This window comes from Hymenobacter sp. 5516J-16, from assembly GCF_022919335.1.
GTDB lineage: Bacteria > Bacteroidota > Bacteroidia > Cytophagales > Hymenobacteraceae > Hymenobacter > Hymenobacter sublimis.
Genome location: NZ_CP095058.1, coordinates 1,236,877 through 1,260,385, shown reverse-complemented (window position 1 = coordinate 1,260,385; position 23,509 = coordinate 1,236,877). Strand labels below are relative to the sequence as shown.

16 protein-coding genes and 1 pseudogene are annotated in these 23,509 nt (G+C 53.7%); 12 read left to right on the top strand and 5 right to left on the bottom strand.

Going from position 1 to position 23,509, the window contains the following annotated elements; all coding sequences use genetic code 11:
• Nucleotide 1 precedes the first annotated feature (1 nt).
• From MUN84_RS06110 to MUN84_RS06090, 6 genes are all read left to right on the top strand, one after another.
• Complete coding sequence (locus tag MUN84_RS06110) at nucleotides 2–400, top strand: hypothetical protein (RefSeq protein WP_244697080.1); 399 nt, start codon at nucleotides 2–4, stop codon at nucleotides 398–400.
• A complete protein-coding gene (locus MUN84_RS06105) occupies nucleotides 400–846 on the top strand; it encodes a 3-oxoacyl-ACP synthase (RefSeq protein WP_244697079.1) in 447 nt (148 codons plus the stop codon). The genes MUN84_RS06110 and MUN84_RS06105 overlap by 1 nt, the downstream gene beginning before the upstream one ends.
• A gap of 107 nt (nucleotides 847–953) precedes the next feature.
• Nucleotides 954–2,150: a 1-deoxy-D-xylulose-5-phosphate reductoisomerase gene (locus MUN84_RS06100; RefSeq protein WP_262920656.1), complete on the top strand. Its 1,197-nt coding sequence runs from the start codon at nucleotides 954–956 to the stop codon at nucleotides 2,148–2,150.
• Nucleotides 2,151–2,290: 140 nt separating this feature from the next.
• Nucleotides 2,291–3,364, top strand: coding sequence for a site-2 protease family protein (locus MUN84_RS06095; RefSeq protein ID WP_317239136.1), 1,074 nt, complete (start codon nucleotides 2,291–2,293; stop codon nucleotides 3,362–3,364).
• Complete coding sequence (locus MUN84_RS23640; RefSeq protein ID WP_317239203.1) at nucleotides 3,364–3,714, top strand: site-2 protease family protein; 351 nt, start codon at nucleotides 3,364–3,366, stop codon at nucleotides 3,712–3,714. Before MUN84_RS06095 ends, MUN84_RS23640 begins: the two co-directional genes overlap by 1 nt.
• A gap of 107 nt (nucleotides 3,715–3,821) precedes the next feature.
• The gene (locus MUN84_RS06090) at nucleotides 3,822–4,337 is read left to right on the top strand and encodes a DUF6702 family protein (RefSeq protein ID WP_244697078.1); all 516 of its coding nucleotides are present in this window, start codon (nucleotides 3,822–3,824) and stop codon (nucleotides 4,335–4,337) included.
• Between the two features lie 241 nt (nucleotides 4,338–4,578).
• On the opposite strand, the gene MUN84_RS06085 is transcribed toward MUN84_RS06090, so the two are convergent.
• Nucleotides 4,579–6,531 (bottom strand): OmpA family protein, encoded by a 1,953-nt coding sequence (locus MUN84_RS06085; RefSeq protein ID WP_244697077.1) that lies wholly within the window; start codon nucleotides 6,529–6,531, stop codon nucleotides 4,579–4,581.
• Between the two features lie 397 nt (nucleotides 6,532–6,928).
• On the opposite strand from MUN84_RS06085, the gene lon reads away from it, so the two are divergent.
• From lon to MUN84_RS06065, 4 genes and pseudogenes are all read left to right on the top strand, one after another.
• On the top strand, nucleotides 6,929–9,385 hold the full coding sequence (gene lon, locus MUN84_RS06080) for an endopeptidase La (RefSeq protein WP_244697076.1): 2,457 nt from the start codon (nucleotides 6,929–6,931) through the stop codon (nucleotides 9,383–9,385).
• Nucleotides 9,386–9,562: 177 nt separating this feature from the next.
• On the top strand, nucleotides 9,563–10,564 hold the full coding sequence (gene porQ / locus MUN84_RS06075; protein ID WP_317239201.1) for a type IX secretion system protein PorQ: 1,002 nt from the start codon (nucleotides 9,563–9,565) through the stop codon (nucleotides 10,562–10,564).
• 134 nt (nucleotides 10,565–10,698) lie between these two features.
• Nucleotides 10,699–12,110, top strand: a pseudogene (gene hslU, locus MUN84_RS06070) (ATP-dependent protease ATPase subunit HslU).
• A 118-nt stretch (nucleotides 12,111–12,228) separates the two neighbouring features.
• Nucleotides 12,229–12,957, top strand: coding sequence for an SDR family NAD(P)-dependent oxidoreductase (locus MUN84_RS06065; protein ID WP_244697075.1), 729 nt, complete (start codon nucleotides 12,229–12,231; stop codon nucleotides 12,955–12,957).
• 61 nt (nucleotides 12,958–13,018) lie between these two features.
• On the opposite strand, the gene MUN84_RS06060 is transcribed toward MUN84_RS06065, so the two are convergent.
• From MUN84_RS06060 to MUN84_RS06045, 4 genes are all read right to left on the bottom strand, one after another.
• On the bottom strand, nucleotides 13,019–14,389 hold the full coding sequence (locus tag MUN84_RS06060; protein WP_244697074.1) for a RagB/SusD family nutrient uptake outer membrane protein: 1,371 nt from the start codon (nucleotides 14,387–14,389) through the stop codon (nucleotides 13,019–13,021).
• A gap of 26 nt (nucleotides 14,390–14,415) precedes the next feature.
• The gene (locus tag MUN84_RS06055) at nucleotides 14,416–15,540 is read right to left on the bottom strand and encodes a TonB-dependent receptor (protein ID WP_244697073.1); all 1,125 of its coding nucleotides are present in this window, start codon (nucleotides 15,538–15,540) and stop codon (nucleotides 14,416–14,418) included.
• A gap of 47 nt (nucleotides 15,541–15,587) precedes the next feature.
• Nucleotides 15,588–17,543 carry a SusC/RagA family TonB-linked outer membrane protein gene (locus tag MUN84_RS06050; protein ID WP_244697072.1) on the bottom strand — a complete coding sequence of 652 codons (1,956 nt, stop codon included), beginning with the start codon at nucleotides 17,541–17,543 and terminating at the stop codon, nucleotides 15,588–15,590.
• A 252-nt stretch (nucleotides 17,544–17,795) separates the two neighbouring features.
• Entirely contained in the window at nucleotides 17,796–19,856 is a 2,061-nt protein-coding gene (locus MUN84_RS06045) for a TonB-dependent receptor domain-containing protein (protein ID WP_244697071.1), read from the bottom strand.
• A gap of 398 nt (nucleotides 19,857–20,254) precedes the next feature.
• Between MUN84_RS06045 and MUN84_RS06040 the strand changes: the two genes are divergently transcribed.
• Both MUN84_RS06040 and MUN84_RS06035 read left to right on the top strand, forming a co-directional pair.
• Entirely contained in the window at nucleotides 20,255–22,864 is a 2,610-nt protein-coding gene (locus tag MUN84_RS06040) for a SusC/RagA family TonB-linked outer membrane protein (protein WP_244697070.1), read from the top strand.
• Complete coding sequence (locus MUN84_RS06035; RefSeq protein WP_244697069.1) at nucleotides 22,861–23,442, top strand: hypothetical protein; 582 nt, start codon at nucleotides 22,861–22,863, stop codon at nucleotides 23,440–23,442. The genes MUN84_RS06040 and MUN84_RS06035 overlap by 4 nt, the downstream gene beginning before the upstream one ends.
• Nucleotides 23,443–23,509: the final 67 nt, after the last annotated feature.

Sequence of the window (23,509 nt, the reverse complement as noted above, 5' to 3'; positions counted from 1 at the left end):
TATGGATGAACACGGCCGTGGTTGGGGTGACTTTAATGTTACCATTAGCAAAGGAGAAAATACAACATACCTCACCTTCTTCGCCGACGAAGATACTTGGAAAGATTTCGGTAAGGAGTTGAGTTGTTTTCCTACTGCTGTTTCCGCAACTGTAAGTTTTGAAGCCGGGATAATTGATACTTCCGATAGCTACCTCAAGCTGCAGGCATATTGCTTTGATGCCTATGGGCACGCAGCTATCCACGTGTCTGTAGATAACAGAAAGCTCGACCCCAATCGGTGCAAACTAGAATTTTCAATACCTGCCGAAATAGCTTCCATTAACCGTTTAGGTCACCTCTTGGGTAACTGGCGAGTAGGAAATGACCCCGAAATTCTATGGCAGGCTATAACCAGCTAATGCTTAAACCCCACCTCCACGCCCTGTGCCTGGCCTACGTGCAGGAGCGCATCGACGCCTGCCAGGCTGCCATTGATGCCGCCCAAGAATCGGCCAACTCCGAAACCAAAAGCAGCGCCGGCGACAAGTACGAAACCGGCCGGGCCATGGCCCAGAACGAGCGAGACCGAAACGCCGTGCAGCTCCAACAGGCCCGCCAACTGTTGGCCGAAGTACAGCGCATCAACCCCGACACACCCTGCGACGCCGTGCGGCCAGGGGCGCTGGTTGTTACCAGCATGGGCCAGTTTTACATTAGCATCAGTGCGGGCAAGCTCACGATAGAAGGGCAAGACTACTTCGCCGTGTCGGGGGCGGCGCCGGTAGCGGCGGCCCTGAGCGGTAAGCGGGCAGGCGAGCAGGCCGTATTTAACGGCAAGCAAGTGCACATTAGCGCTATCCAGTAATACGGCTCGCAATAACTGTTTTGCTACCCCTGCGCGGCCGAAACAGCAGTATCAGCCGCTCCTTTTGCTGGTGGCCGCAACTGGCGATGCTTCGTGTACCTTTGCCCTTGTCCTGCCCTACCTTACATTATGCCCCTGAATTTCCTAAGCGCGTTACCCTGCTCGGCTCCACCGGCTCCATCGGCACCCAGGCCCTTGATGTCATGCGCGCCCAGCCCGGCAAGTTCACTGTCACGGCCTTGTCAGCGCAGTCCAACGCCGAGCTGCTGGTGCAGCAAGCCCGTGAGTTTCGGCCGGCCGCGGTGGTTATCGGCGACGAAACGAAATACGCCACCGTAAAAGCTGCCCTAACCCAGCAGCCCGAAACGGAAGTACTGACTGGAGCCAGCGCCTTAGCCGATGTGGCCGGCCGTGAGGATGCCGATGTGGTGCTGACGGCCATGGTGGGTTACGCCGGACTGCTGCCCACGGTGCGCGCCATTCAGGCTGGCAAAACGATAGCCCTGGCCAACAAGGAAACCCTGGTAGTAGCTGGCCAGCTAATTACGGACTTGGTGAAGGAGCATGGAGTAGGTCTGTACCCTGTTGATTCTGAGCACTCGGCCATTTTTCAGTGCCTGGTAGGGGAGGAGCAAAACCCCATCGAAAAGATTATTCTGACGGCTTCGGGCGGACCATTCCGAGGCCGCAGCCGCGAACAGCTGGCCCTGGTAACCAAGGCCCAGGCCCTCAAACACCCCAACTGGGACATGGGCGCCAAAATCACTATCGACTCGGCTTCCTTGATGAACAAGGGCCTAGAGGTGATTGAGGCCAAGTGGCTGTTTGGGTTGCGCAATGAGCAGATTGACGTAGTGGTGCATCCGCAAAGCATCATTCACTCCCTGGTGCAGTTCGAGGACGGTTCCCTGAAAGCCCAGCTCGGTCTGCCCGACATGAAGCTCCCGATTCAGTATGCCCTGGGTTACCCCCAGCGCCTGCCCAGCCAGTTTCCGCGTTTTTCTTTCCTGGACTATCCCCAGCTAACCTTTGAGCCGGCTGATACCAGCACCTTCCGCAACCTGGCGTTGGCGTTTGAGGCCATGCAACGGGCCGGCAACGCGCCCTGCGTGCTCAATGCCGCCAATGAGGTAGCGGTGGCTGCTTTCTTGCGCGACGAAATCGGGTTCCTGGAAATGTCAGAGGTGGTAGAAACCAGCCTCGCGCGGGTTTCGTACCTTGCCGCCCCGACCCTGGAAGACTACGTGCAAACCGACCTGGAAACGCGCCGCGTGGCGCAGGAGCTGGTGGGGGCCCGCGCCTGACACCCTGGCCGGAACAGGCACTACCCTTGGGTTCGGTGCGTTGTTTGTATTGCCTGCTCCCGGTGACCAGGCCCGGGGTAGCGCTGTTAGCGTGCCGCGGCTGTTCACCTCATTACCTCATCACCTAATACCCTCATCTTTTGGAAGGACTTATCATGGCCGGGCAGATGCTGCTGGGCCTTTCCATTCTGGTTGGTCTGCACGAGTTTGGACACTTTGCAGCGGCCAAATACTTTAAAATCCGGGTCGATAAATTTTATATCTTCTTCGACTTCCTGTTTCCCCTGCCTGGGGTAATGAACTTTGCCCTTTTCAAGAAGAAAATTGGGGAGACCGAATACGGCCTGGGCTGGTTTCCGCTGGGTGGCTACGTAGCCATTCACGGCATGATTGATGAAACCCAGGACGCCGACAGTCTGGCGGCCGAGCCTCAGGCCAACGAGTTTCGGGCCAAGCCGGCCTGGCAGCGTCTGATTGTGATGCTGGGCGGCATCATCATGAACGTTATTACTGGCATTGTCATCTTCTCCCTGCTCACCTTTACGTACGGGGAAAGCTACCTGCCAGCTGCCGAGGCCCGCTTTGGAGTAGTACCTAGTAAGCTAGGCAAGGAAATCGGCTTTCAGAAGGGCGACAAAATTGTCAAGATAAACGGCCGGCCCTTCGATGACTTCAATGATATCTATAGCCCCGAGGTCATCCTGGGCTCCAACGCCTACTATACCGTAGACCGTGGCGGCCAGTTGCTGGATGTGCCCGTCCCGAATAACTTCATGGACCGGTTGGCGGATAATGGTGACCAGCGCTTCGTAGAGCCCCTGGATCCTTTCCGGGTAGACCAAGTAGTGCCCGGCAGCCCGGCAGCTAAGGCCGGCCTGCAGCCCGACGACCAGATTCTGCAAGTGGGCAACAAGCCGGTGCAGTTCTTCCGCGACCTGCAGGAGGCCCTACTGGAAAATGCCAACACGGTTGAAAAGCCGTCCTTGCTGGTGCGGTTTGTGAACTGGCTGCGCGGGGTGAAGCCAGCGCCGCAGCCCGCCGAAAAAATCACGCCCCTGCTAGTTAACCGCGGCGGCCAGAACCTTACCCTGCAAGTGCGGGTAGACGAGGAGGGCAAAATTGGGTTTGGCCCCCGGTTTATGCTAAAAAGAAGCAACCGCGAGTACGGACTGCTTGAGTCGGTACCACTTGGTACCCAGCAGGCCTTCGGGTAATTACCACTCAGGCCAAAGCTTTTGCCAAGATTTTCCGCGGCGAAGCCTCCTTCCGCAAGTCAGTGGGCGGCCCCATTGAAATTGCCCAGCAGTACGGTGGCAAGTGGGACTGGTTCCGCTTCTGGATGCTCACGGGCATGCTGTCCATGGTGCTGGCCTTCATGAACTTGTTGCCCATTCCGGCCCTAGATGGTGGGCACGTGGTTTTCCTGCTCTACGAGATGATAGCCGGTCGTAAGCCCTCCGATAAATTCCTGGAAAACGCGCAGAAGGTAGGTATGATGCTAATTTTGGGTCTAATGGCCTTCGTGCTTATCATCAATCCGCTGCTCAAGGCCTTTAGCAATTAAGTGCATTAGCCGATAAACGCTCAGAAAAGCCGTGCTGCCGCGAGGTGGCACGGCTTTTATAGTGTGAAGCCTGCAACTTTTCGGCTCCGTATTTCTCTTTCCCGATCATGCCCTGCTCACCTTACATTCGTCGAACGCTGCTAGTGGCCGGCTTGCTCCTGGTGGGGCAGTTGGTCGCCTGGGCCCACGCCTACCACGCCAGCATTATGGAGCTGCGCTTCAACCCCGAGAAGCAACGCCTAGAAATGGCTTTGAAAATATTTATTGACGACTTAGAAAAGGGGTTATCGGTGGGAAAGCCTACCCCCATCCGTACCGACCAACTGGCTCGAATTCAACTCGACCCGTTGCTCACCGATTTGTTGCGTCGCTCCGTTCAACTCAGCCCCCGCCCAGGCGCGGTGCTGCCGCTAACTTTGGTCGGCCTGCAGAAAGAGAAGGACTCGTATTGGCTCTACTTTACGGCGCCGCTCCCAGCTTCTGCTACCGGTGTCACGCTGCGCCACAAGCTGCTGCTGAACCTCTTTCCTGACCAAATGAACATCGTTAATCTCGAAGCTAAGGGCCAAAAGCAGAGCCTCCTCTTCCGCGACGGGGAAGAACAGCAACAGCTGAAGTGGTAGCTACAGGTGGCCGCGGAGAATATATTTATAAGTACAAAGAATGGCCAGCCATAGCAGAAAAGGACCTATACCAGCGGTCAGCTTTACCCACAAGGGCTTTCTTATAAAGAATATCTGGGTAGCAGCAATCGTGTAAATAGGTAGTGTGAAGACGAATGCCCACGGGATAAAGGTCAGAAGCATACACAGCACTTCGGCAGTACAGAATCGCCGAAACTGACGCGCTTCAGCGACGGATGCGCTACCAGCCCCCGCTGCCACCGGCATCCTTTTGCTCGTTTTCCGGTTTGATTAGGCGGAACTCTACGCGGCGGTTGGTGCGGGCGTCTTCTTCGGTGGCTTCGTCCTTGAGGGGTTGGGTGCTGCCGTAGCCCATACTTTCAATGCGGTTGGGCTTGAGCTTACCCTTCTGCTCAATGTAGCGTCGGATGGCTTCGGCCCGGTCTTGGGAAAGGGTCATGTTGAAGTCCGGGTCGCCCTTGCTGTCGGTGTGGCCCGAAATGCTGAGCCGGAACGTGGGGTGGTCGACCAGAAACACCGCAATCCGGTCCAGAATGGGGTGCATGCTGGCCCGAATGGTGGCCTTGTCCTGGTCAAACTCGATGTTTTTGAAGATTAACGGCAGCTTGTAGTCGATGGAGTTGGTCATGAGCTTCATCACCGTGTCGCCCTGGAGGGCAAACTTCTTTTCCACGCTGAAAAAGTCGGGGCTCTGAATCAGCATCACGTAGTGGGAGCCCTCAATCAAATCGAAGTCAAAGGAGCCGTCGTCGCGCAGGTACTTGCTGGCTACCTCAATGCCGTTGTCGGTATCAATAATGCTGACGATGCCGTTGAGCGGCTTCTGGCTCACAGAATCCACTAGCAAGCCTTCCACGTGGGTAGTAGCCAGGGGCTGTGCCTCCATGGGCAGGGGAAAGGAAAACAGGTCGAGGTTTTTCATTTCCTTTTCCTCGGAGCGGGCGTAGTACAGGCTCTTGGAATCGGAATCAATGGTGAAGTAGTACTCCGAGCCCTTGCCGTTCACGAGCGGCCCGATGTTGATGGGCTCCTGCCAGCGGCCCCGCACCCGGTAGGTTTTGTAAATGTCGAAGTCGCCGAAGTTGAGCAGCTGCCCGCGGGAGCTGAAGTAGAGCACGTGGTAGAGCGGGTGGTAGAAGGGGCTCACCTCACTTTCGCGGGTGTTCACAGTGGGGCCCATGTTCTGCGCCTTGCTCCACTGCCCATTTTTCTGCTTCACGGTGTACCAGATATCGGAGAGGCCGAAGCCGCCCAGCCGGTCGGAGGCGAAGTACAGCGTATCCTCACCCGGCGACAGGGTAGGCTGCGAGTCCCAGGCCGTAGAATTCACGCCCGCGCCCAGGCTCTTGGGCATGGTCCACTGGCCTTCCTTGAAGGTAGACACGTACAGGTCGCAGTTGCCGTGGCAGGTAGGGCATTCACAGCGGGCGAAAAACAGAGTTTTCCCGTCCTTGCTAATGCAGGCCGAGCCTTCGTTATAGGGCGAGTTGATGGGTTTGGGGAGGGGCTCTGCATCCGTCCAGACGCCGTTTTCGCGCCGGGCCGTGTACAGGTCTTCGTCAATGATGCCGTTGAGGCCGCGCATTTTCCGCTTCGAGGAGAAAATAAGCTGATCCGCGTCGGAGTTGAGCGTGGGGCCGTAGTCTTCCACCCGGGAGTTAATGGCCTCGCCCATGCTGGTGTACACGCCTTTGGGCGGACGGAAGGAGGCAATATTCTTGCGGTACTCCACAATGTCGTAGTACGTTTTCAGGGGCACGTAGAGCTCGGCCTGCTTCTGCTCCAGCGAATCATAGTAGAGCTGTACTTTCCGTAAGTCTTGGCGGCGGTGCTTCAGGGCTAGGCGGTAGTAGGCCTTGGCCCGGTCTTCGTTGCCGGCCTTTTCCCAGAGCTGCCCCAGCCGCCAGAGTAGGCCGGTATCCTTGTAGAAATTCTCGATGCCGAAGCGGCTCACGTACACGTCCAGCAGGTTGCGGGCAGCATTCCAGTTCTTGCGCTTTTCGGCCCGCTGAATTTCGCGCAGGGCTTTTTTATCCTCGAAATACGCCAGCCGATTGATGTTGGGAAAATCGGGGGTAGCATCGGTGCGGGCACGGGCGCTGCGGATAACTTTCGCCGTCAGCTTGCGTTGCGAGTTAGGTAAACCGCTTTTCTGTTGCGCCTGTACCAGCACTGGTAGCAGCAGAACTAGCCAAACCAGCGGAAAAAAAAGAGGGTAACGAGAAAAGCGGAGCATAGCAATACGTAGGCACTAAGGCGGTGGGAAACCGGCAAGCATCAAAAATAGGAATTTTTGGATGCAGCCAGATATCCTACGGCGCCAGACCAACCAGAACGTTAGCAGGAATTCTTGATTCCGTTTGTGGTTCCCGGGGCTGCCCTGCCGATGTGGCGGTACCTGGTCATGGCACGGCACTTGCCGAATCTGTACCTTCGGAAATTCCGCTCCCTTTTAGAACCGAGCCTGCGTACCGCTTCTGTCATTGTGGCACGCAGCCTCGGCTTTCGCTGTCTACCCCTTCATGAGTCGATATAATTCACCTAAGTCACCACTCTCTTCCTTGTTGCTAATGGCTGAAGATCCTGAAGAAATGGTGTCCATTGTGGCCGCCGACCCCGATCAGCCTCTGAGCCCTGACGAGTCGCCGGAGATGCTGCCGCTGCTACCCGTGCGCAATACGGTGCTGTTTCCGGGGGTAGTGCTGCCCGTAACCGTTACCCGTAAAAAAAGCATCCGGCTAGTACGAAAGGCTTACCGGGGCAACAAGATTGTGGGCGTGGTGGCCCAGAAAAACGGCCAGAGCGACGACCCAACCCTACAGGACCTCTACCAGGTAGGCACCATGGCCAAAATCCTGAAGCTGCTAGTGCTGCCCGATGGCAACACCACCATCATTATTCAGGGCCAGTCGCGCTTCCGCATTGAGGAGGAAACCCAGAGTACGCCCTACCTCACGGCCCGGGTGAGCTACTCACCGGAGGCTTTCCCGAATAAGCAGTCCAAGGAAGTAAAGGCTCTGGTGTCGTCGTTGAAGGAAGCGGCGGCCAAGATGCTCAAGCTCAACCCCGAGATTCCGCAGGAGGCCCAGGTGGCCCTGGATAACATTGAGTCGCCCTCGTTTCTGACCCATTTCCTTTCTTCCAACATCAACGTGGAAGTGAGCATCAAGCAGCAGTTGCTGGAAATTAACGACGGCGTGGAGCGCGGCACTCAGTTGCTGGAGCTTATGCTCAAGGAAATTCAGCTGCTGGAAATCAAGCGCGAAATCCACACCAAGGTTCACACCGACATCGACCAGCAGCAGCGCGACTACTTCCTGCGCCAGCAGATCAAGGTGTTGCAGGATGAGCTGGGCTTCGACGGGCCCGACCAGGAAGTGGAAAAGCTGCGCCAGCGCGCTAAGGGCAAGAAGTGGCCCGAGGCTGTGGCCAAGCACTTCGCCAAGGAAGTCGATAAGCTGACCCGCATCAACCCGCAGGCGGCCGAGTATCCGGTGAGCCTGAACTACGTGGAGTTTTTGCTGGATTTGCCCTGGGCCGAGTACACCAAGGACAACTTCAACCTAAAGCGCACCCAAAAAATCCTCGACCAGGACCACTACGGCATGGAAAAGGTGAAGACGCGCATCATCGAGTACCTGGCCGTGCTCAAGCTCAAGCAAGACTTAAAGGCGCCGATTCTGTGCTTATACGGCCCTCCGGGGGTAGGCAAAACCTCCCTGGGCCGCTCCATTGCCAAGGCCCTGGGCCGGCAGTACGTGCGCATGAGCCTGGGCGGCGTCCGTGACGAGGCCGAAATCCGGGGGCACCGCAAAACCTACGTGGGCGCCATGCCCGGCCGCATCATCTCCCAGATTAAGAAAGCCGGCGCCTCTAATCCGGTTATCGTGCTCGATGAAATCGACAAGCTAGCCTCCGACTTCCGCGGCGACCCGTCTTCGGCCCTGCTGGAAGTGCTGGACCCCGAGCAGAACTCTACCTTCACCGACAACTACTTGGAGGTAGAATACGACCTCTCGCGGGTGCTGTTCATTGCCACGGCTAACTCTTTGGAAACCATTCAGCCCGCCCTGCGCGACCGGATGGAGATTATTGACCTGACGGGCTATACCCTGGAGGAGAAAACCCAGATTGCCAAGAAGCATCTCTGGCCCAAAATGCTGCACGAGCACGGCCTCGGCCCGAAAGACGCCGGCATCAGCACGGCTGCCCTGCAGCGCGTGATTGATGACTACACCCGCGAAAGTGGGGTGCGGAGCTTGGAGCGTAAGTTGGGTGCCGTGGCCCGCAACGTGGCTAAGAGCAAGGCCATGAAGGAGGAATTTCCGGCTACGCTTGAGCCCAAAGACGTTGCTCGCATCTTAGGTGGCGCCATTTTCGACCGGGACCAGTACCAGGACAACGAAACTGCCGGGGTAGTAACGGGCCTGGCCTGGACCTCCGTAGGCGGCGACATTCTGTTCGTGGAAAGCCTGCTGAGCCGGGGCCGGGGCAAGCTCACGCTGTCGGGCCAGCTCGGCGACGTGATGAAGGAGTCGGCTGTGACGGCCCTGAGCTACCTACGCAGCCGAGCTGAGGAGCTAGACATCGACTACCGCCTCTTCGACCAGTACGATCTGCACATTCACTTTCCCGAAGGGGCCGTGCCCAAGGACGGACCCTCGGCTGGCATTGCCATTTTTACCAGCATCGCTTCGGTGTTTACCCAGCGTAAAATCCGTAGCCACTTGGCCATGACCGGGGAAATAACCCTGCGCGGGAAAGTGCTACCTGTAGGCGGCATCAAAGAAAAGATTCTGGCCGCCAAGCGGGCCGGCGTGCGTGACATCATCCTGTGCCCGAAAAACAAAAAGGACATCGACGAAATTTCGGCCGAGTACCTCAAGGACCTTACCATTCACTACGCCGACCGGGTAGATGACGTGCTGCGGGTAGCCTTGCTGGAAGAAAAGGTAGCCCGCCCCATGAGGCTAGAAGTGCGCGACGAGGTACCCGTACCGGCTTCGCCGAGCGTGGAAGTCAGCTAAAGCTACTGGAATTTCCTACCCCTTAGTGGTTCAACAGGGGTAGGGAATTCTCTTGCCGGGCGCAATAAAGCAGCAGAAACAGGCGTCTTATCGGGCAACCCGCTTTATCTTTCCTTTGATGATTCGACCAGTACGCCGTAGCCTTCCTTTACTGCCCTTCCTTGCTCTCGGAGTTGGCTGGCCCCTGCGGGTACAGGCTCAAATTGGGGGCAACAGGCGTTTTCGTTTCTAAACCTGCCTACCAGCGCCAAGCTGGCCGGGCTCGGGGGCATCAACGTATCTTCCCGCGACGCCGACGGGACCATGCTCTATGGCAACCCGGCCCTACTCAACGCCGACATGGACGGTCGGCTGGCCCTGGGCTACGTCGATTACCTGGCCGATATCAAGCAAAGCACTGCTGCTTACGTGTTCAACACGGCGAAGGCTGGGCGCTTTGGAGTGGGGCTCACCTACCTCAACTACGGCGACTTTAAGCAGTTTGATCCTGCGGGCAACCCATTGGGCCAGTTCTCGGTGAATGAGTACGCCCTGAGTATTGCCAATGCCCATACTAGTGGGGCCTTCACGCTGGCTGGCACCCTCAAGCTGGCGGGTTCCGGCATTGCGGGCAACCACTCTTTCGCTGCCCTCGCCGACGTAGGCGGATTGTTCAAACATCCGGAGCAGGACTTTACGGTCGGACTGGTGGTGCGCAATGCCGGCATTCAACTCAAGCCCTACGACGGGGCCAGCCGGGAACCCATGCCCTTGGACGTGGAAATAGGTACTTCCTTTAAGCCCGAACACCTGCCGTTTCGCTTTTCCTTCTCGGCCCACCACTTGCAGCAGTTAGATATTGTGTACCTCGACCCCAACCAGCGCGGGCAGTTGGATGAGAACGGCGAGGAAGTAAAGCCCAAAAAGTCACTCGGCGACAAAATTGCCCGACACTTTGTGGTAGGAGGGGAGCTACTGCTGAGCAAAAACCTGAACCTGCGGCTGGGCTACAACCACCTGCAGCGCCGGGAACTGCGCCTAGACAATACCGCCGGCGGCGCGGGCTTCTCCTTCGGGGTGATGCTGCGCGTAAGCCAGTTCCAGCTTGATTATACCCACGCCGGCTACCACGCTTCGGGCGGAGCCAACTACTTTACCATTGCGCGCAACCTCGACTCTCTATTCAAACAAAACCAATAGCTCTCTGGCTACCCCGGCCGCTCGTGCGTATGTTTCCTTACTGCGCATAGCTCCTAGCCGCTCTGCTTAAACCTTTTGCCGGCTTCCCGAGGGGTAGTAATGCTTCGGAAGCTCAGCTTGTTTACCATTTCCTTATGCTTGATTCTGCTGAATTTTTGACCCCAGCCCAAATTGTGGCTGAACTTGATAAATACATCATCGGCCAGCATGAAGCCAAGCGTCACGTGGCCATTGCCCTTCGCAACCGGTGGCGCCGCCTGCACGCTCCCGCCGATATGCAGCGCGAAATCGTGCCCAACAATATTCTGATGATAGGCGCTACCGGGGTTGGTAAAACTGAAATTGCCCGGCGGCTGGCCAGCATCTCCGGGGCCCCATTTACTAAAGTAGAAGCTTCCAAGTTTACGGAAGTTGGCTATGTAGGCCGCGACGTGGAAAGCATGGTGCGCGACCTGGTAGAGCAATCCGTGAACATGGTAAAGTTGCGTCGTAAGGAAGAAGTGAAGGCGCAGGCGGCGCAGGCCGTGGAAGACCTCATTCTCGACATCCTGATTCCGCCCGTCACCGCCGGTGCTGCTACCCCAAGCCTGCTCTGGGCTTTCCTACTACAAGCGGCACTGACTTGCCTGACTCCGACCACGAGCTAAACGAACAGACTCGGGAGCGGTTCCGGGAAAAGATCCGCAATGGAGAAATGGATGAGCGTAAAATTGATATTCGGGTGCAGCAAAGTAGCAGCCCCGGCATAGGAGTTATTGGCGGTCCGGCCGGTATCGACGAAGCCAGCATGGCCGGTATTCAGGATATGCTAGGTTCCATGCTGCCCAAGAAAACGCGTAAGCGTAAGGTGACAGTAGCCGAGGCCCGCCGGATTCTGCTGGATGAGGAAGCGGCCAAGCTCATCGACATGGACGAGGTAAAGGACGAAGCCATCCGGCACGCCGAAAATGCCGGCATCATCTTCATCGATGAGATTGACAAGGTAGCCAGCCGCAGCGGCAAGGGCGGAGGCGGCCCCGACGTTAGCCGGGAAGGAGTGCAGCGCGACTTGCTACCCATTGTTGAAGGCTCAGCCGTCAGCACAAAGTACGGTATCATCCACACCGACCACATCCTGTTCATTGCCGCCGGCGCTTTCCACGTCTCCAAGCCGTCCGACCTAATTCCGGAGCTTCAAGGGCGCTTCCCCATTCGAGTGGAGTTGCAAAGCCTGAGCAAAGACGATTTTTTCCGGATTCTGAAAGACCCCAAAAATGCCCTGACCAAGCAGTATGAGGCCTTATTGCAGGCCGAGAGTGTATTGCTTTCCTTTGAGGACCCGGCTTTGGAGCGCCTAGCCGAAATTGCCTTCGAAGTAAACAGCGAGGTAGAAAACATTGGGGCCCGCCGCCTGCACACCGTCATGAGCCGGCTACTGAATGACATCCTGTTTGATGTCCCGGACCGCATCGGTCCCAACGCTCACATCCTGATAACCCGCGACATGGTAGAGGAACGCCTCCGCGACATGGTGCGCAACCGGGACTTGAGCCAGTATATCTTGTAGCAACTGGTTGGTTTACACGGCATACTGTGCCAGAAAACAGAAAAGGGGCTACCGTGGTAGCCCCTTTTCTGTTTCACTGCGTACTTTTTATAACTCAGTTACTCTCGTCCTCACCCTTATGCACTATTACATCATCACTGGAGCCAGCCGGGGGCTGGGTAAAGCCTTGGCCGAAGCTCTATTACGCCAGCCTGATACTACCGTTGTTGGTGTGTCGCGCCACGCTACCGTTGAGCACGAGCGGTACAGCCACCAACCCCTCGACCTTTCGGATATGCTAGCTGTGCAGAACAACTTGCACAAAGTATTCCCGCAGTGGCCCGACGCGCAGAGCGTAACGCTGATTAATAACGCGGCCGTCCTCGGAGAAATTGGCTACCTGGGCGAGCACCAAAATGAGCATTTCGAGTTTGTGTTCGATGTGAATATCGTGGCCCCTGCCATGTTCATGAACACCTTCCTGAGTGCTTACGGACAACTGTCTGTCCCTCGCACCATCCTCAACATTAGCAGCGGAGCCGCCCAGCGAGCAGTAGACGGCTGGGGAGCTTACTCCGCATCCAAAGCAGCCCTCGACGCATTGTCCTGCACTGCCCAGAAAGAGCAAGACCTACGAGGCAGTGGCATCCGCATCCGCAGCCTTTCCCCCGGCATCCTCGACACCACCATGCAAGAGCACATCCGCACAGCCGATGAGCACAACTTTAGTGAAGCGGCCAAATTTGCTGATTTCCATGCAGAAGGCCTTTTGGCTCAACCAGAAGAGGTAGCCGCGAAGATTGTGGAGTGGTTGCAGAAGGAAACCAGAAGGGATGAGACGGTAGTATTGAGTATCAACTCACTATAAAAAAAGCCCTGACCGGACACGGTTAGGGCTTTTTTGTGCACATCAATGCGCAGAACAAGACTTAGTAGCCTGGATTCTGCTTCATATTAGGGTTGTTGACAATTTCCCGGTTCGGAATGGGCATGAGCAGACGGGTTGCATCTGTTATACCTAGTACAGACTGCGCCCTACCTGTGCGAATCAAATCAAACCACCGGTGTCCTTCCAAAGCAAGCTCTACCCGCCGTTCGCGCTCAATTGCTTCTAACAAGCTAGTCTGGGTAACGTTTGCTGCAAGCAAGGCCGGTAGGCCAGCGCGGGTACGCACTCGGTTAAGCGCAACTAAGGCCCCGGGAATATCTTGCTGTTGAGCTTTCGCCTCCGCACTGTTAAGGAACATCTCTGCCAAGCGAATGGCTTTGAAGGTATCCGTACCCGTCCCCGGATCGAAATACTTGATCTGGTTGCCTTGCGCTACAGTTCCGGTCCGGCCTACTATCTGGAAAGTACCATCTGAGATAGTAGCAGATCGGCGCTGGTCGCCAGTTTCATAGGCCGTGAGCAGGGTAGCACGCTGTCCGCCAGGGCTCATCTCAAAACGCCCACCGTTAGCCGTAGGCAGCATGAAGAAGGCATACGAACTCTGTACTTGCGCATCAAACTGAATTTCCCAAATGGACTCTGTCGGGTTACGAGTAGCAATGGCCGCCCGGTACGAGGAAGCCAGCGTAAATGGCCCGGCAATTACTTGGTCGGCAAAACGAGCCGCATCAGCCCACTGCTGACGGTAGAGCGCCAAACGGGACTTTAGGGCTATAGCAGACCACCTCGTGGCACGGCCCACATTAGCAGCTGGTAGCACACTCTCGGCCGCATCCAGGTCAGTCCGTATCTGGTTGTACACCTGTTCACGTGGGGTACGAGACACAAAAAGGGAGTTATCCGGAGTTGTAGTAGGCGTGAGAACCAAGGCTACATCGCCCCAATAGTTGGTGAGCATAAAGTAGCAGTAAGCACGCACAAACTGCGCCTCGCCAATCAATTGTCCACGCACTGCGTCCGATATACCGGTTGTGTTCGGAATCTGGGCGATGATGTTGTTCGCCCGGTTGATGGTGGAGTACAGCGAACTGTACATGCTGTTCAGCTCTGCGTTATCTGGCAAAGGATTGCGCGATTTGAGCTGCGCAAAGGAGGGGAATGTTCCCGTGTGGTCCAGGTTGTCAGCCAGTAGATCAGCGAAAATAGGCACCCGCAGACCAAGATTGTTGGCGCTGGTGAGATTACCGTACAAACCCACCACTGCGCCTTGCGCCCCAGCCAAATCTGTGAAAGCTACGTCCCGGTCAATGGAGTTAAGCGGCTCAGGGTTCAGAAAGTCGGAGCAGCTTGTACTGGCTAGGCCCAACAAGCCTAGCAGCGCAAGGCCATAAAATTTAGAGCGAATATTCATTAGAGAAGAAAGTCGTGAGAAGGAAATTAGAAGCCCAAGTTTAACCCAACTTGATACACACGGGCCTGCGGAAAGGTCAGGAAGTCAGTTCCCTGCGAAGTATTGCTCGCGTTGAAGGTGTTTACCTCAGGGTCTAATCCTGAGTAATTAGTAAACGTGAGCAGGTTTTGACCAGCAATGTACACGCGGGCTGAGCGCAAATGGGCCGATTGTATCCACTTGGTGGGCAGGCTGTAGCCCAGGGTTGCCGTTTTCAACCGTATGTAAGAGCCATCTTCAATCCACCGATCCGAAACCCGGGCGTTGCCATTGGGGTCACCCCAAGCAGCGCGAGGAATATCCGTGTCGGTGTTAGTGGCAGTCCACCGGTCACGCACGGCACCAAACTGCCCGAACTGCCCAGACATCCCTTCTCCAAACGCACGGGTGTTATTATAAATTTCATTGCCCGATACAAACTGGAAGAAGAAGTTCAGCTCCAAACCTTTCCAGCCCAAGGAGTTGGTAATGCCGCCACTGGCATTGGGCTGCGCTGAGCCAATGAGTTTCTGATCTTCGGCATCTAGAATACCGTTCTTGTTCAGGTCCTGGAAACGAATGTCGCCGGGCTTCGTGTCGGGAGACTGGTAGTTAGCATTTGTCCGGCCCGTTCTCTGCCGTGCAATAAGGTTATCAGCGTTGATTTCTTCTTGGCTTTGATAGATACGGTCAACTACGTAACCCCGGAAGCTACCTAGCGAAGCTCCTACCTGTACCCAGTTAGCAAAGCCTGCACCGAAGGCCGCATTATTTACCAAACGAGTTACCTGGTTGCGAATAATGGAAGTATTGAAGCTAGTGGTCCAAGTAAAATCTTTGGAGCGCACGTTCTGCGTGGTGAGCTCAAACTCTAGCCCTCTGTTGCGCATATCACCAATATTCTGAGTGATGTTGCCGAAGCCAGAAGTAAGTGGCAATTGACGGTTCAACAGCAGATCATTGGACTTACGATTGAAGGCGTTCACCGTGAAGTTGATTCGGCTGTCCAGCAAACCGAGGTCCATGCCTACGTTTATTTCTTGCGTTTGCTCCCATCCTAAGTCTCTTACTCCTAGCTGCGTAGGGGCAATACCTGCTACCGCGTTATAGTTTGCCAAGTTGGTAGCACCCACGCCATAGAGGTTGCGTGAAGCAAAGTTGCCAATCTCGAAGTTACCAACTACCCCGTAGCCCCCCGCAAGCGGAGTTCGGAAATGAGGTCATTGTCCTGCAAGAATGATTCCTCCCCTACGCGCCACGCTACCGAAGCTGCGGGAAACCAACCGTACTTGTTTTCAACCCCAAAGCGTGAGGAGCCGTCGCGGCGTAAGGAGCCCTGGAAGATATACTTACCCTTGTAGTTGTAGTTCAAGCGGCCGAAGTAAGACAGCAAGGTCCAGAGCGTCTCGTCTGAAGAGGCATCAACTTTCACTGAGCCAGCGGAGAGCTGGCGAATTCGGTTAGTAGCGAAGCCCGTTACGTTCGTAATGATACCTTGCTGCACCGATTTCTGAGCGCTTTGTCCCAGCAAGAGCGTAAATGAGTGGTCGCCTATGCTGCGATTGTAGGTTAACGTATTTTCATTGATCCAACCTATATCGTAGCGGCTGTTAGCGTTGCCCAAACCATTACTGCCTACTGCTTGCAGCGCCGTGTTGGGTACAAACCGGTCTTCTTTCAGGTTAAGGTAATCACCACCAAGAGACGTGCGCAACCGAAGCCCTTTCAACAGCTCGGCATCGGCGTAGATATTACCGATAGCACGGTTGTTACGCGCACTAATTATAGGTAAAGTTGCAGCGGCTACTGGGTTTTCAACCGAGGAGAATCGGTCCCGGCCAAAGGTACCATCTGCGTTGTAAATGGGAGTCTGAGAGCCCAACAGCAAGGCGGTGCTTAGTACCCCATAAATATTGTTGTCGTTGTTCTGACGTTGAGAAAGAGCACGGCTACCCGTCAGGCTTACCCCTACTCTTACCCGATCCGAGACGTTGTGATCCAAGTTTAAGCGGATACTGCCCCGGTTAAAACCTGATCCAATGATGATGCCTTCCTGATCAAAGTAAGTCCCAGATACCAGAAAGCGCGATTTATTGTCTCCCCCCGACATCGTAACAGTATGACTCTGGATACGCGCGGCACGGAAGATTTCGTCTTGCCAATTGGTGTTGGCTCCCGTGAATAGGCTCTGCTGAGCAGTAGGATTAGCAGCTACGTAGCGGGGCGCTAGCCCTACGTTCGTACGAGCTTCATTAATCAAGTCCTGCGCTTCTTGACCGGTAAGTGGGTCGAGGCGTTTGATCGTGTTTTGGGTACCGATGTACCCATCATAACTGATTCGGGTGGCCCCGGAAGCACCCCGTTTGGTAGTAATTAGCACAACACCGTTGGCTCCACGGGAGCCATAAATAGCCGCCGCCGACGCATCCTTTAGCACCTCAATGGAGGCTATATCATTGGGATTAATATCCGACAGCGCATTCAGGCCTTGGTTGCCTACCCCAATATTGGAATAGCTACCCGAGTTGATGGGTACTCCATCGACCACATAAAGCGGCTCACTACTAGCAGAGATAGAGTTGTTGCCTCGTACCCGCACTGAGATTGCTCCGCCTGGTGTGCCTGAGTTGGAGGAAACCTGCACGCCCGCCGCCCGCCCCTGAAGAGCTTGTTCAACACTTGCAATAGGCTGAGTTTCGAATTCTTTAGCAGAAACTTGAGTAATAGCCCCCGTGGTCAGCTTTTTAGATTGCTCACCATAGCCGACTACTACTACTTCACTGAGTGCTTTACTGTCGGGTGCAAGACCAACTGTGATGTTGCCATCGGTAATAGGACGCTCTATGGGCAGGAAGCCAACGGAGCTAAAGGAAAGCGTAGTTGCTGAACTAGGCGCAGTTAGGGTGAAGGAGCCATCTGAGTTGGTTGAAACCCCATTGGTGGTACCCTTAACCAATACGGTAACACCAGGTAGCCCCTCGCCAGTTGTACGGTCAGTAACTCGCCCAGAAATGGTCCGTGTCTGTGCAACTGCATACGTTGCTGTTAGAGCAAGTATGGGCAGCGCAATGAATAATCTTTTTTTCATGTAAGCGCAAGATGTGTTAGAGAAGTTTTTCTTAGTAAGGACGGTCATTGAATTTTTGCTAAAATAGCAATAGAAAAATTGTCAATTTTATTAATCGTGAAAATTTACTTCAACCCTATCTGTAGACTCGATGAAACAAGCTTATTTGTAGACGAAAGGATGGATTATGATGTCTAACGAAATACTTATTCAGCTATACTTCCATTTCGCAGTAGTGCATGTAGAGTAGTAACATGTCTTTACCTGCCGACTGTCACGGTATGTGCATTTCCCTAATATGCGGCAAAAAAGAAGCATTGATTAGAAATTTACCCGCAGGTTAACTCCATAACGGCGGGCAGTTGGAGCATTCGTAAACTCGAAGCCCTGCGCGTTAGAAGCACCAAACGTGCTCGTTTCCGGGTCGAAGTTGGTGTACTTCGGGATGTTAGGAGCATACCACCACAAGTTGCGACCCGATAGGCTCAGGTTCACTCCCCGAATTGGGGTTTTGGCTAGCAGCTTTGCTGGCAAATCGTAGCCCAATGTGATTTCACGCAGACGAAGAGTTGTACCGTCGAACACCGAGAATTCTGAAGCACCATTGATAGCTGCAGAACCAGTGCCGAAGTAGTAATCGTTCAGTGAAACGGCCACGTTGTTCGGGATTTTGCTACCATCTGCAGCAGTCAGAGGCTGCAGAGTGCCAGGATTACCTAAGTAGCCGTTGATAATGACGTTCTTATCACGATCCTCCGTGTCTTGCGTCACGCCCCGGCCCAGGTACGACTGTAGGGTGGTCGAGTAAATGTCTCCACCTTTCCGGAAGTCAATAACTCCCTCCAGCGTCAAGCCTTTGTAAGTGAAAGTGTTGATGAAGCCAATGGTATAGTCCGGGTTGGGATTACCTACAATTTCTGGATTAATGGCAGTCAGCATGCGGCCCGTAGACGGGTTGATCAGCAGGTTGCCTTCGTTATCACGGGCAGCTACGGAACCAATTAGCAAACCATAGGGCTGACCTGGGCGGTGTACCGCTTGGATGTCGCCGAAGTTGGCTGCAATTACCACCTGTTCTACACCTTCACGCAGCTTCTCAACTATGTTGCGGTTGCGAGTAAAGTTAGCTACGCTTGTCCACCGGAACCCACCAGCATCAACTGGAATAACGGTCAGAGCGCCTTCAATACCTTTGTTGGAGATTTCGCCAAAGTTGGTAATGTACGTTGTAAAGCCGGAGGCCGAGGGCAACGGTACGTTGGCAATCTGGTTGGTGGTGCGCTTGTCGTAGTAGGTAGCCGAAAGAATGATCCGATCCTTGAGGAAGTTCAGGTCAGTACCGACTTCGATTTCCTTAGAGAACTCCGGAGTCAGATTTGGGTCACCAACGAATCCGCCGATGGCGGCACCGGAAACAGTGTTACCGTTGGTCGGAGTAATAGGGAATTGCGTGCCCCCTACGTTGTTACCGTAGAAAGGCTGCAGCCCGTAAGTTGTAATGAGGGAATAAGGAGGAGCATCATTACCTGCGTTAGCGTAGCCAGCGCGCAACTTGCCCATGTTCAAGATATTGGATTCAATACCGAAGGCCTCCGTGAAAATCAACGAGGCACTAACGCTTGGGTATAAGAAGCTACGGTTGACCGTAGGAAGCGTTGAGGACCAGTCGTTGCGGGCTGTGGCGTTCAGGTAAACAAAATCCTTGTAGCCTAAAGTCAAGTCGCCCAGCACACCAAACAGACGACGCTTGCTGAAGCCACTCCCGTTGTTAATTACTTGGCGTGTATTCTGGATGTCATCAATATCAAACTGCAAGTACGTGTTGCCGGAAACAGACGAAGACTCAAACTGACGCTGGTTGATGTTAGCGCCTACAATCGCCTTAATGCTAATATCTTCCGTTATGTTCTGGTCCGCCGTTAGCAAGGCGGTAGATTCCAGTTCCGTATTACGGAGATAGTCCTGAATCACGTTACCAGCCCCTTGGAAAGCTACCGAGCCAGGCCGAACTGCCGTTACACGACGGTCAGAATAGGTGTTGACGCCTCCGTTGAAGCTGAAATTCAGCCAGTTCAGAATGTCGTACCCGATATTGGTAGTAACTGCTACACGGTCAACATTTGATTTGTAGCTGTTGTTGGCAACCGACCAGTAAGGGTTATCTGCCTGACCGTTGAGCCATCCAAATGCAGGACCACGCGTAACGGGATTTGTATTTGGCAGGCCTGTCAAATCTAGGTTCCGCGGCATGAACATGATACGGGCAAAAGCCGAGGCATTGCCAATAGCGTTGTTGGCACCAAACTGTGGACCTTGCTGGTTGCTGTTTACATACGTAACGTTACCCCCAACCCGCAGCTTATTAATATTGGCCCGAGCCACCTGCGCTAAGGCTAGTGCGGTCAAATTTCGAAAATGGAATCATACCGCTCTGATCCGAGCGAGATAAAACCGTATTGAAGGATGCATTTTCGCTGCTTGCCAATAGATCAATAGATTAACAGAGTTCTCAATCAGCTTACTAGTTTCAGAGAAATTGAAGCTCTGTAGACAGTTCGCAATCGAATTATATATCGGTTCGACCTTATCGACTATGTATGTATTTATTTATCCCTATTTATAGATTGGATGGAATTTTACGGCAGTTGCAGAGAGGAAATATATAGTGTCTTAGAAGGGAAACTTTTAATACAATAAGAAGATCTTGGTCAGGTTGTCAAAAAAACAATTCGTTTATTTACAGCATTCAAAGTTCATCACCACTTCACTCACTTAAACACATGCGCAAAACAATACTTTCTGCGCTTCTGGCCGCACCCGTCCTGTTGCAGCAGGCCGCCGCTCAGAACCGCGAAATCTCTGGGCGCGTCACAGATGCCGCAAACGGCCAAGGGCTACCAGGGGTTACCGTATTAGTAAAAGGCACGACTATTGGGGTTTCAACTGGCTCCGATGGATCATACACGATCAGCGCTCCTGCTACCGCTACAACTCTAGTGTTCAGTTCTATCGGCTTTACAGCTGTGGAGCGGGCTATTGGCAGCGGATCTGCTGTGAATGTTGCACTCACCACTGATGCTAAGCAGCTTGGCGAGGTTGTAGTAACAGCTTTAGGCCGAGAGGAACAAAAGAAAAGCTTAGGCTATGCGGTGCAAGATGTTCGCGGGGCTGATTTAGTACAAGCTCGCGAAACCAACGTAGTAAACTCTTTAGCAGGTCGCGCGGCTGGTGTGCAGATCACGAATAGCACGGGCGCTGTAGGTAGTTCCTCTCGGATTGTAATCCGCGGCGCCAAATCGGTAACTGGTAGCAACCAGCCTCTATTCGTAGTTGATGGTCAACCTATTGACAACTCTAGCTTCTCAAATAGCAGTGCAGGTGGCGGTGTCGATTATGGTAACGCTGTTTCGGATATAAACCCAGACGACATCGAATCCATGACCGTACTGAAAGGGGCTAACGCATCTGCCCTATATGGTACGCGTGGCGCCAACGGTGTCATTGTCATTACTACTAAGTCAGGGCGCAAAGCGCGGGGATTAGGCATTAGCCTTAATAGCACTACGACATTTGAAACGCCACTTAAACTGCCAGACTTTCAACAAGAGTATGGCCAGGGCTTTGATGGGGAATTCGAGTACGTAGATGGCCGTGGTGGTGGTACCAATGATAATGCTGACGAAAGCTGGGGCCCGCGCCTTGATGGTCGTTTAATTCCCCAGTATAATTCGCCGGTTGTCAATGGTGTTCGTCAGGCTACTCCGTGGGTGAGTCCTGGTGAAGATAACATTCGTAATTTCTTCCAAACCGGCCGTACTTTAACTAACAACGTAGCATTATCAGGCGGCAATGACAAGGCGGGCATCCGCGTTTCATTTACGAACCTAGATAACAAGGGCATTCTAGAGAATACCTACCTGCGCCGTAATACTGTAAACGTAAATGGTGGAGCTGATATTACTGACAAGCTCAAAATCAGCACCAACGTTAACTATTCTGAAACTAGAGCACGTCGTCCCGGCCAAGGTTACGATGAGCTAAACGTAATGCAACAGCTGTACACATGGTACGGTCGTCAGGTCAACGTAAGAGACCTCAGGTCAATCTATAGGCAGGGTGGAATAAACGGTAACCGGAACTACAACTGGATTCAGGTGTATGCAAGTAACCCATATTTCATTCTGAACGAAGCCACTAATGACGACCGTCGTGACCGAGTAATTGGCAACTTGACGCTGAATTATAACCCGGTATCGTGGATCACACTGACGGCTCGGACAACTAACGACTTTTACAATCAGCTCAATCAACGCCGGGTGCCGGCTGAAACGCGTGATAACGCTATTCAGGATGACTACACGGAGGAGAATATCTACGTGCTGGAGCGCAACACTGAGTTCTTGGCCTCAGCTAACCGCAACTTAACAGAAGATATTAATCTCGATGTGCTGATAGGGGCCAACCGCCGCGATAACCGTTTGCGCCGTAGCCAAATTGCTGCGCCTGAACTGGCTGTTCCTGGCTTGTTTGCTTTAGGTAACTCGGCTGGGCCACTAGTGGCTGATAACAATTTTGATCCAGCTTCAAACTCCAACAATGGAGGCATTCTAAACCCAATCCAAAAACGTCAACTTAACAGTGTATACGCTTCGGCGCGGGTTGGCTATAAGAACTTTGCATTTTTGGGTGCTACAGCCCGCAATGACTGGTCATCAACGTTACCAGCCGACAGCCGCTCGTTCTTCTACCCTTCAGTTGATGCTTCGGTAGTGCTTAGCGAGGCTTTTGGTTTACAGGATTCCTTCCTATCATTTGCTAAAGTGCGCGGCGGTATTGCCGAAGCTGGCAACGATGCTCCTACTTACTCACTGCGCGACTACTACGTAGGTAGCACTCCTTTCAATACACCAGGAGTTATATACCCGCAGCAAACAGCAGCTAATGTTCGTAACAATCCCAATCTAAAGCCTGAGCGCACTACCTCGCTTGAGGCTGGCATTGAAGTTCGCTTTTTGAAGGACCGGATTGGGTTGGATTTGACAGGATATAGCACCAAGAGTACAGATCAAATCATTCAAGTACCAGTATCAGCCTCAACGGGCTACACCTCGCAGGTGCTTAATGCTGGGGAACTTACCAATAAAGGTATAGAAGCCATTCTAACAGTAGCTCCATTATCTGCCAGCAGTGCGCTACAATGGAATGTGACAGCCAACTTCGCTGCTAACCGTAATCGGCTAGTGAAGTTTGATGATGAAGGGCAGCTAAAGAACCTAATACTTGGATCATCAGGTTTTGGTGTAAACGTAGAAGCCCGGGTAGGGGAGCGTTATGGTGTACTATTCGCTGAAGACTTTCTTCGTGCCCCGACGGCCAAATTATTTACGTGAATGGCCTACCACAGGCTGACCCAACTCGCAAGATATTGGGTTATTACACGCCAGACTGGATAGGTGGAATTACTAACCGCCTAAACTTTAAGGGGGTAGAATTTAGCTTCACAGTTGATACGCGGCAGGGCGGCCATATTCAGAGCGAAACCAACATGTGGGGTAACTACACCGGTTCGCTGGCTAGTACCCTGCGTGGACGCGAAGAGGGCATTATTGGTGAGGGTGTAGTGCGTAATGCTGACGGTACTTTTTCGCCTAATACAGTGCGTGTCTCCTCAATGGACTGGCACCAAGCGTACTACTACAACGTGCGCTCTAGCAGCGTATATGATGCTTCGTTTGTGAAACTTCGCGAAGTGCGTTTGGGTTACCAACTACCTAAATCTCTTATCGAGCGCACTCCTCTTAAAGGTGTAGGCTTCTCATTTGTGGGCCGTAACCTATGGTTAATTGACTCGAAGGCGCCGGGTATTGATCCTGAAACGTCGTTTAACAATGGCAACGTGCAAGGACTTGAATCCACACAGATTCCTTCAACTCGGAGCTACGGTTTCAACGTGAACCTGACACTGTAATGATTAGGGCCGTTTACAAGGCGGCTCTTTCCTCTCTTTTTAGCCTTCCTCCCTATGTCATTTACTA

Bases quoted from the DNA above. Each gene is read 5' to 3' on its own strand.
- MUN84_RS06065 (WP_244697075.1), top strand. From the start codon at position 12,229: ATGCACTATTACATCATCACTGGAGCCAGCCGGGGGCTGGGTAAAGCC.
- MUN84_RS06060 (WP_244697074.1), bottom strand. From the start codon at position 14,389: ATGAATATTCGCTCTAAATTTTATGGCCTTGCGCTGCTAGGCTTGTTG.
- lon (WP_244697076.1), top strand. From the start codon at position 6,929: ATGGCTGAAGATCCTGAAGAAATGGTGTCCATTGTGGCCGCCGACCCC.
- MUN84_RS06050 (WP_244697072.1), bottom strand. From the start codon at position 17,543: ATGACCGTCCTTACTAAGAAAAACTTCTCTAACACATCTTGCGCTTAC.
- MUN84_RS06105 (WP_244697079.1), top strand. From the start codon at position 400: ATGCTTAAACCCCACCTCCACGCCCTGTGCCTGGCCTACGTGCAGGAG.
- MUN84_RS06040 (WP_244697070.1), top strand. From the start codon at position 20,255: ATGCGCAAAACAATACTTTCTGCGCTTCTGGCCGCACCCGTCCTGTTG.
- MUN84_RS06090 (WP_244697078.1), top strand. From the start codon at position 3,822: ATGCCCTGCTCACCTTACATTCGTCGAACGCTGCTAGTGGCCGGCTTG.
- MUN84_RS06110 (WP_244697080.1), top strand. From the start codon at position 2: ATGGATGAACACGGCCGTGGTTGGGGTGACTTTAATGTTACCATTAGC.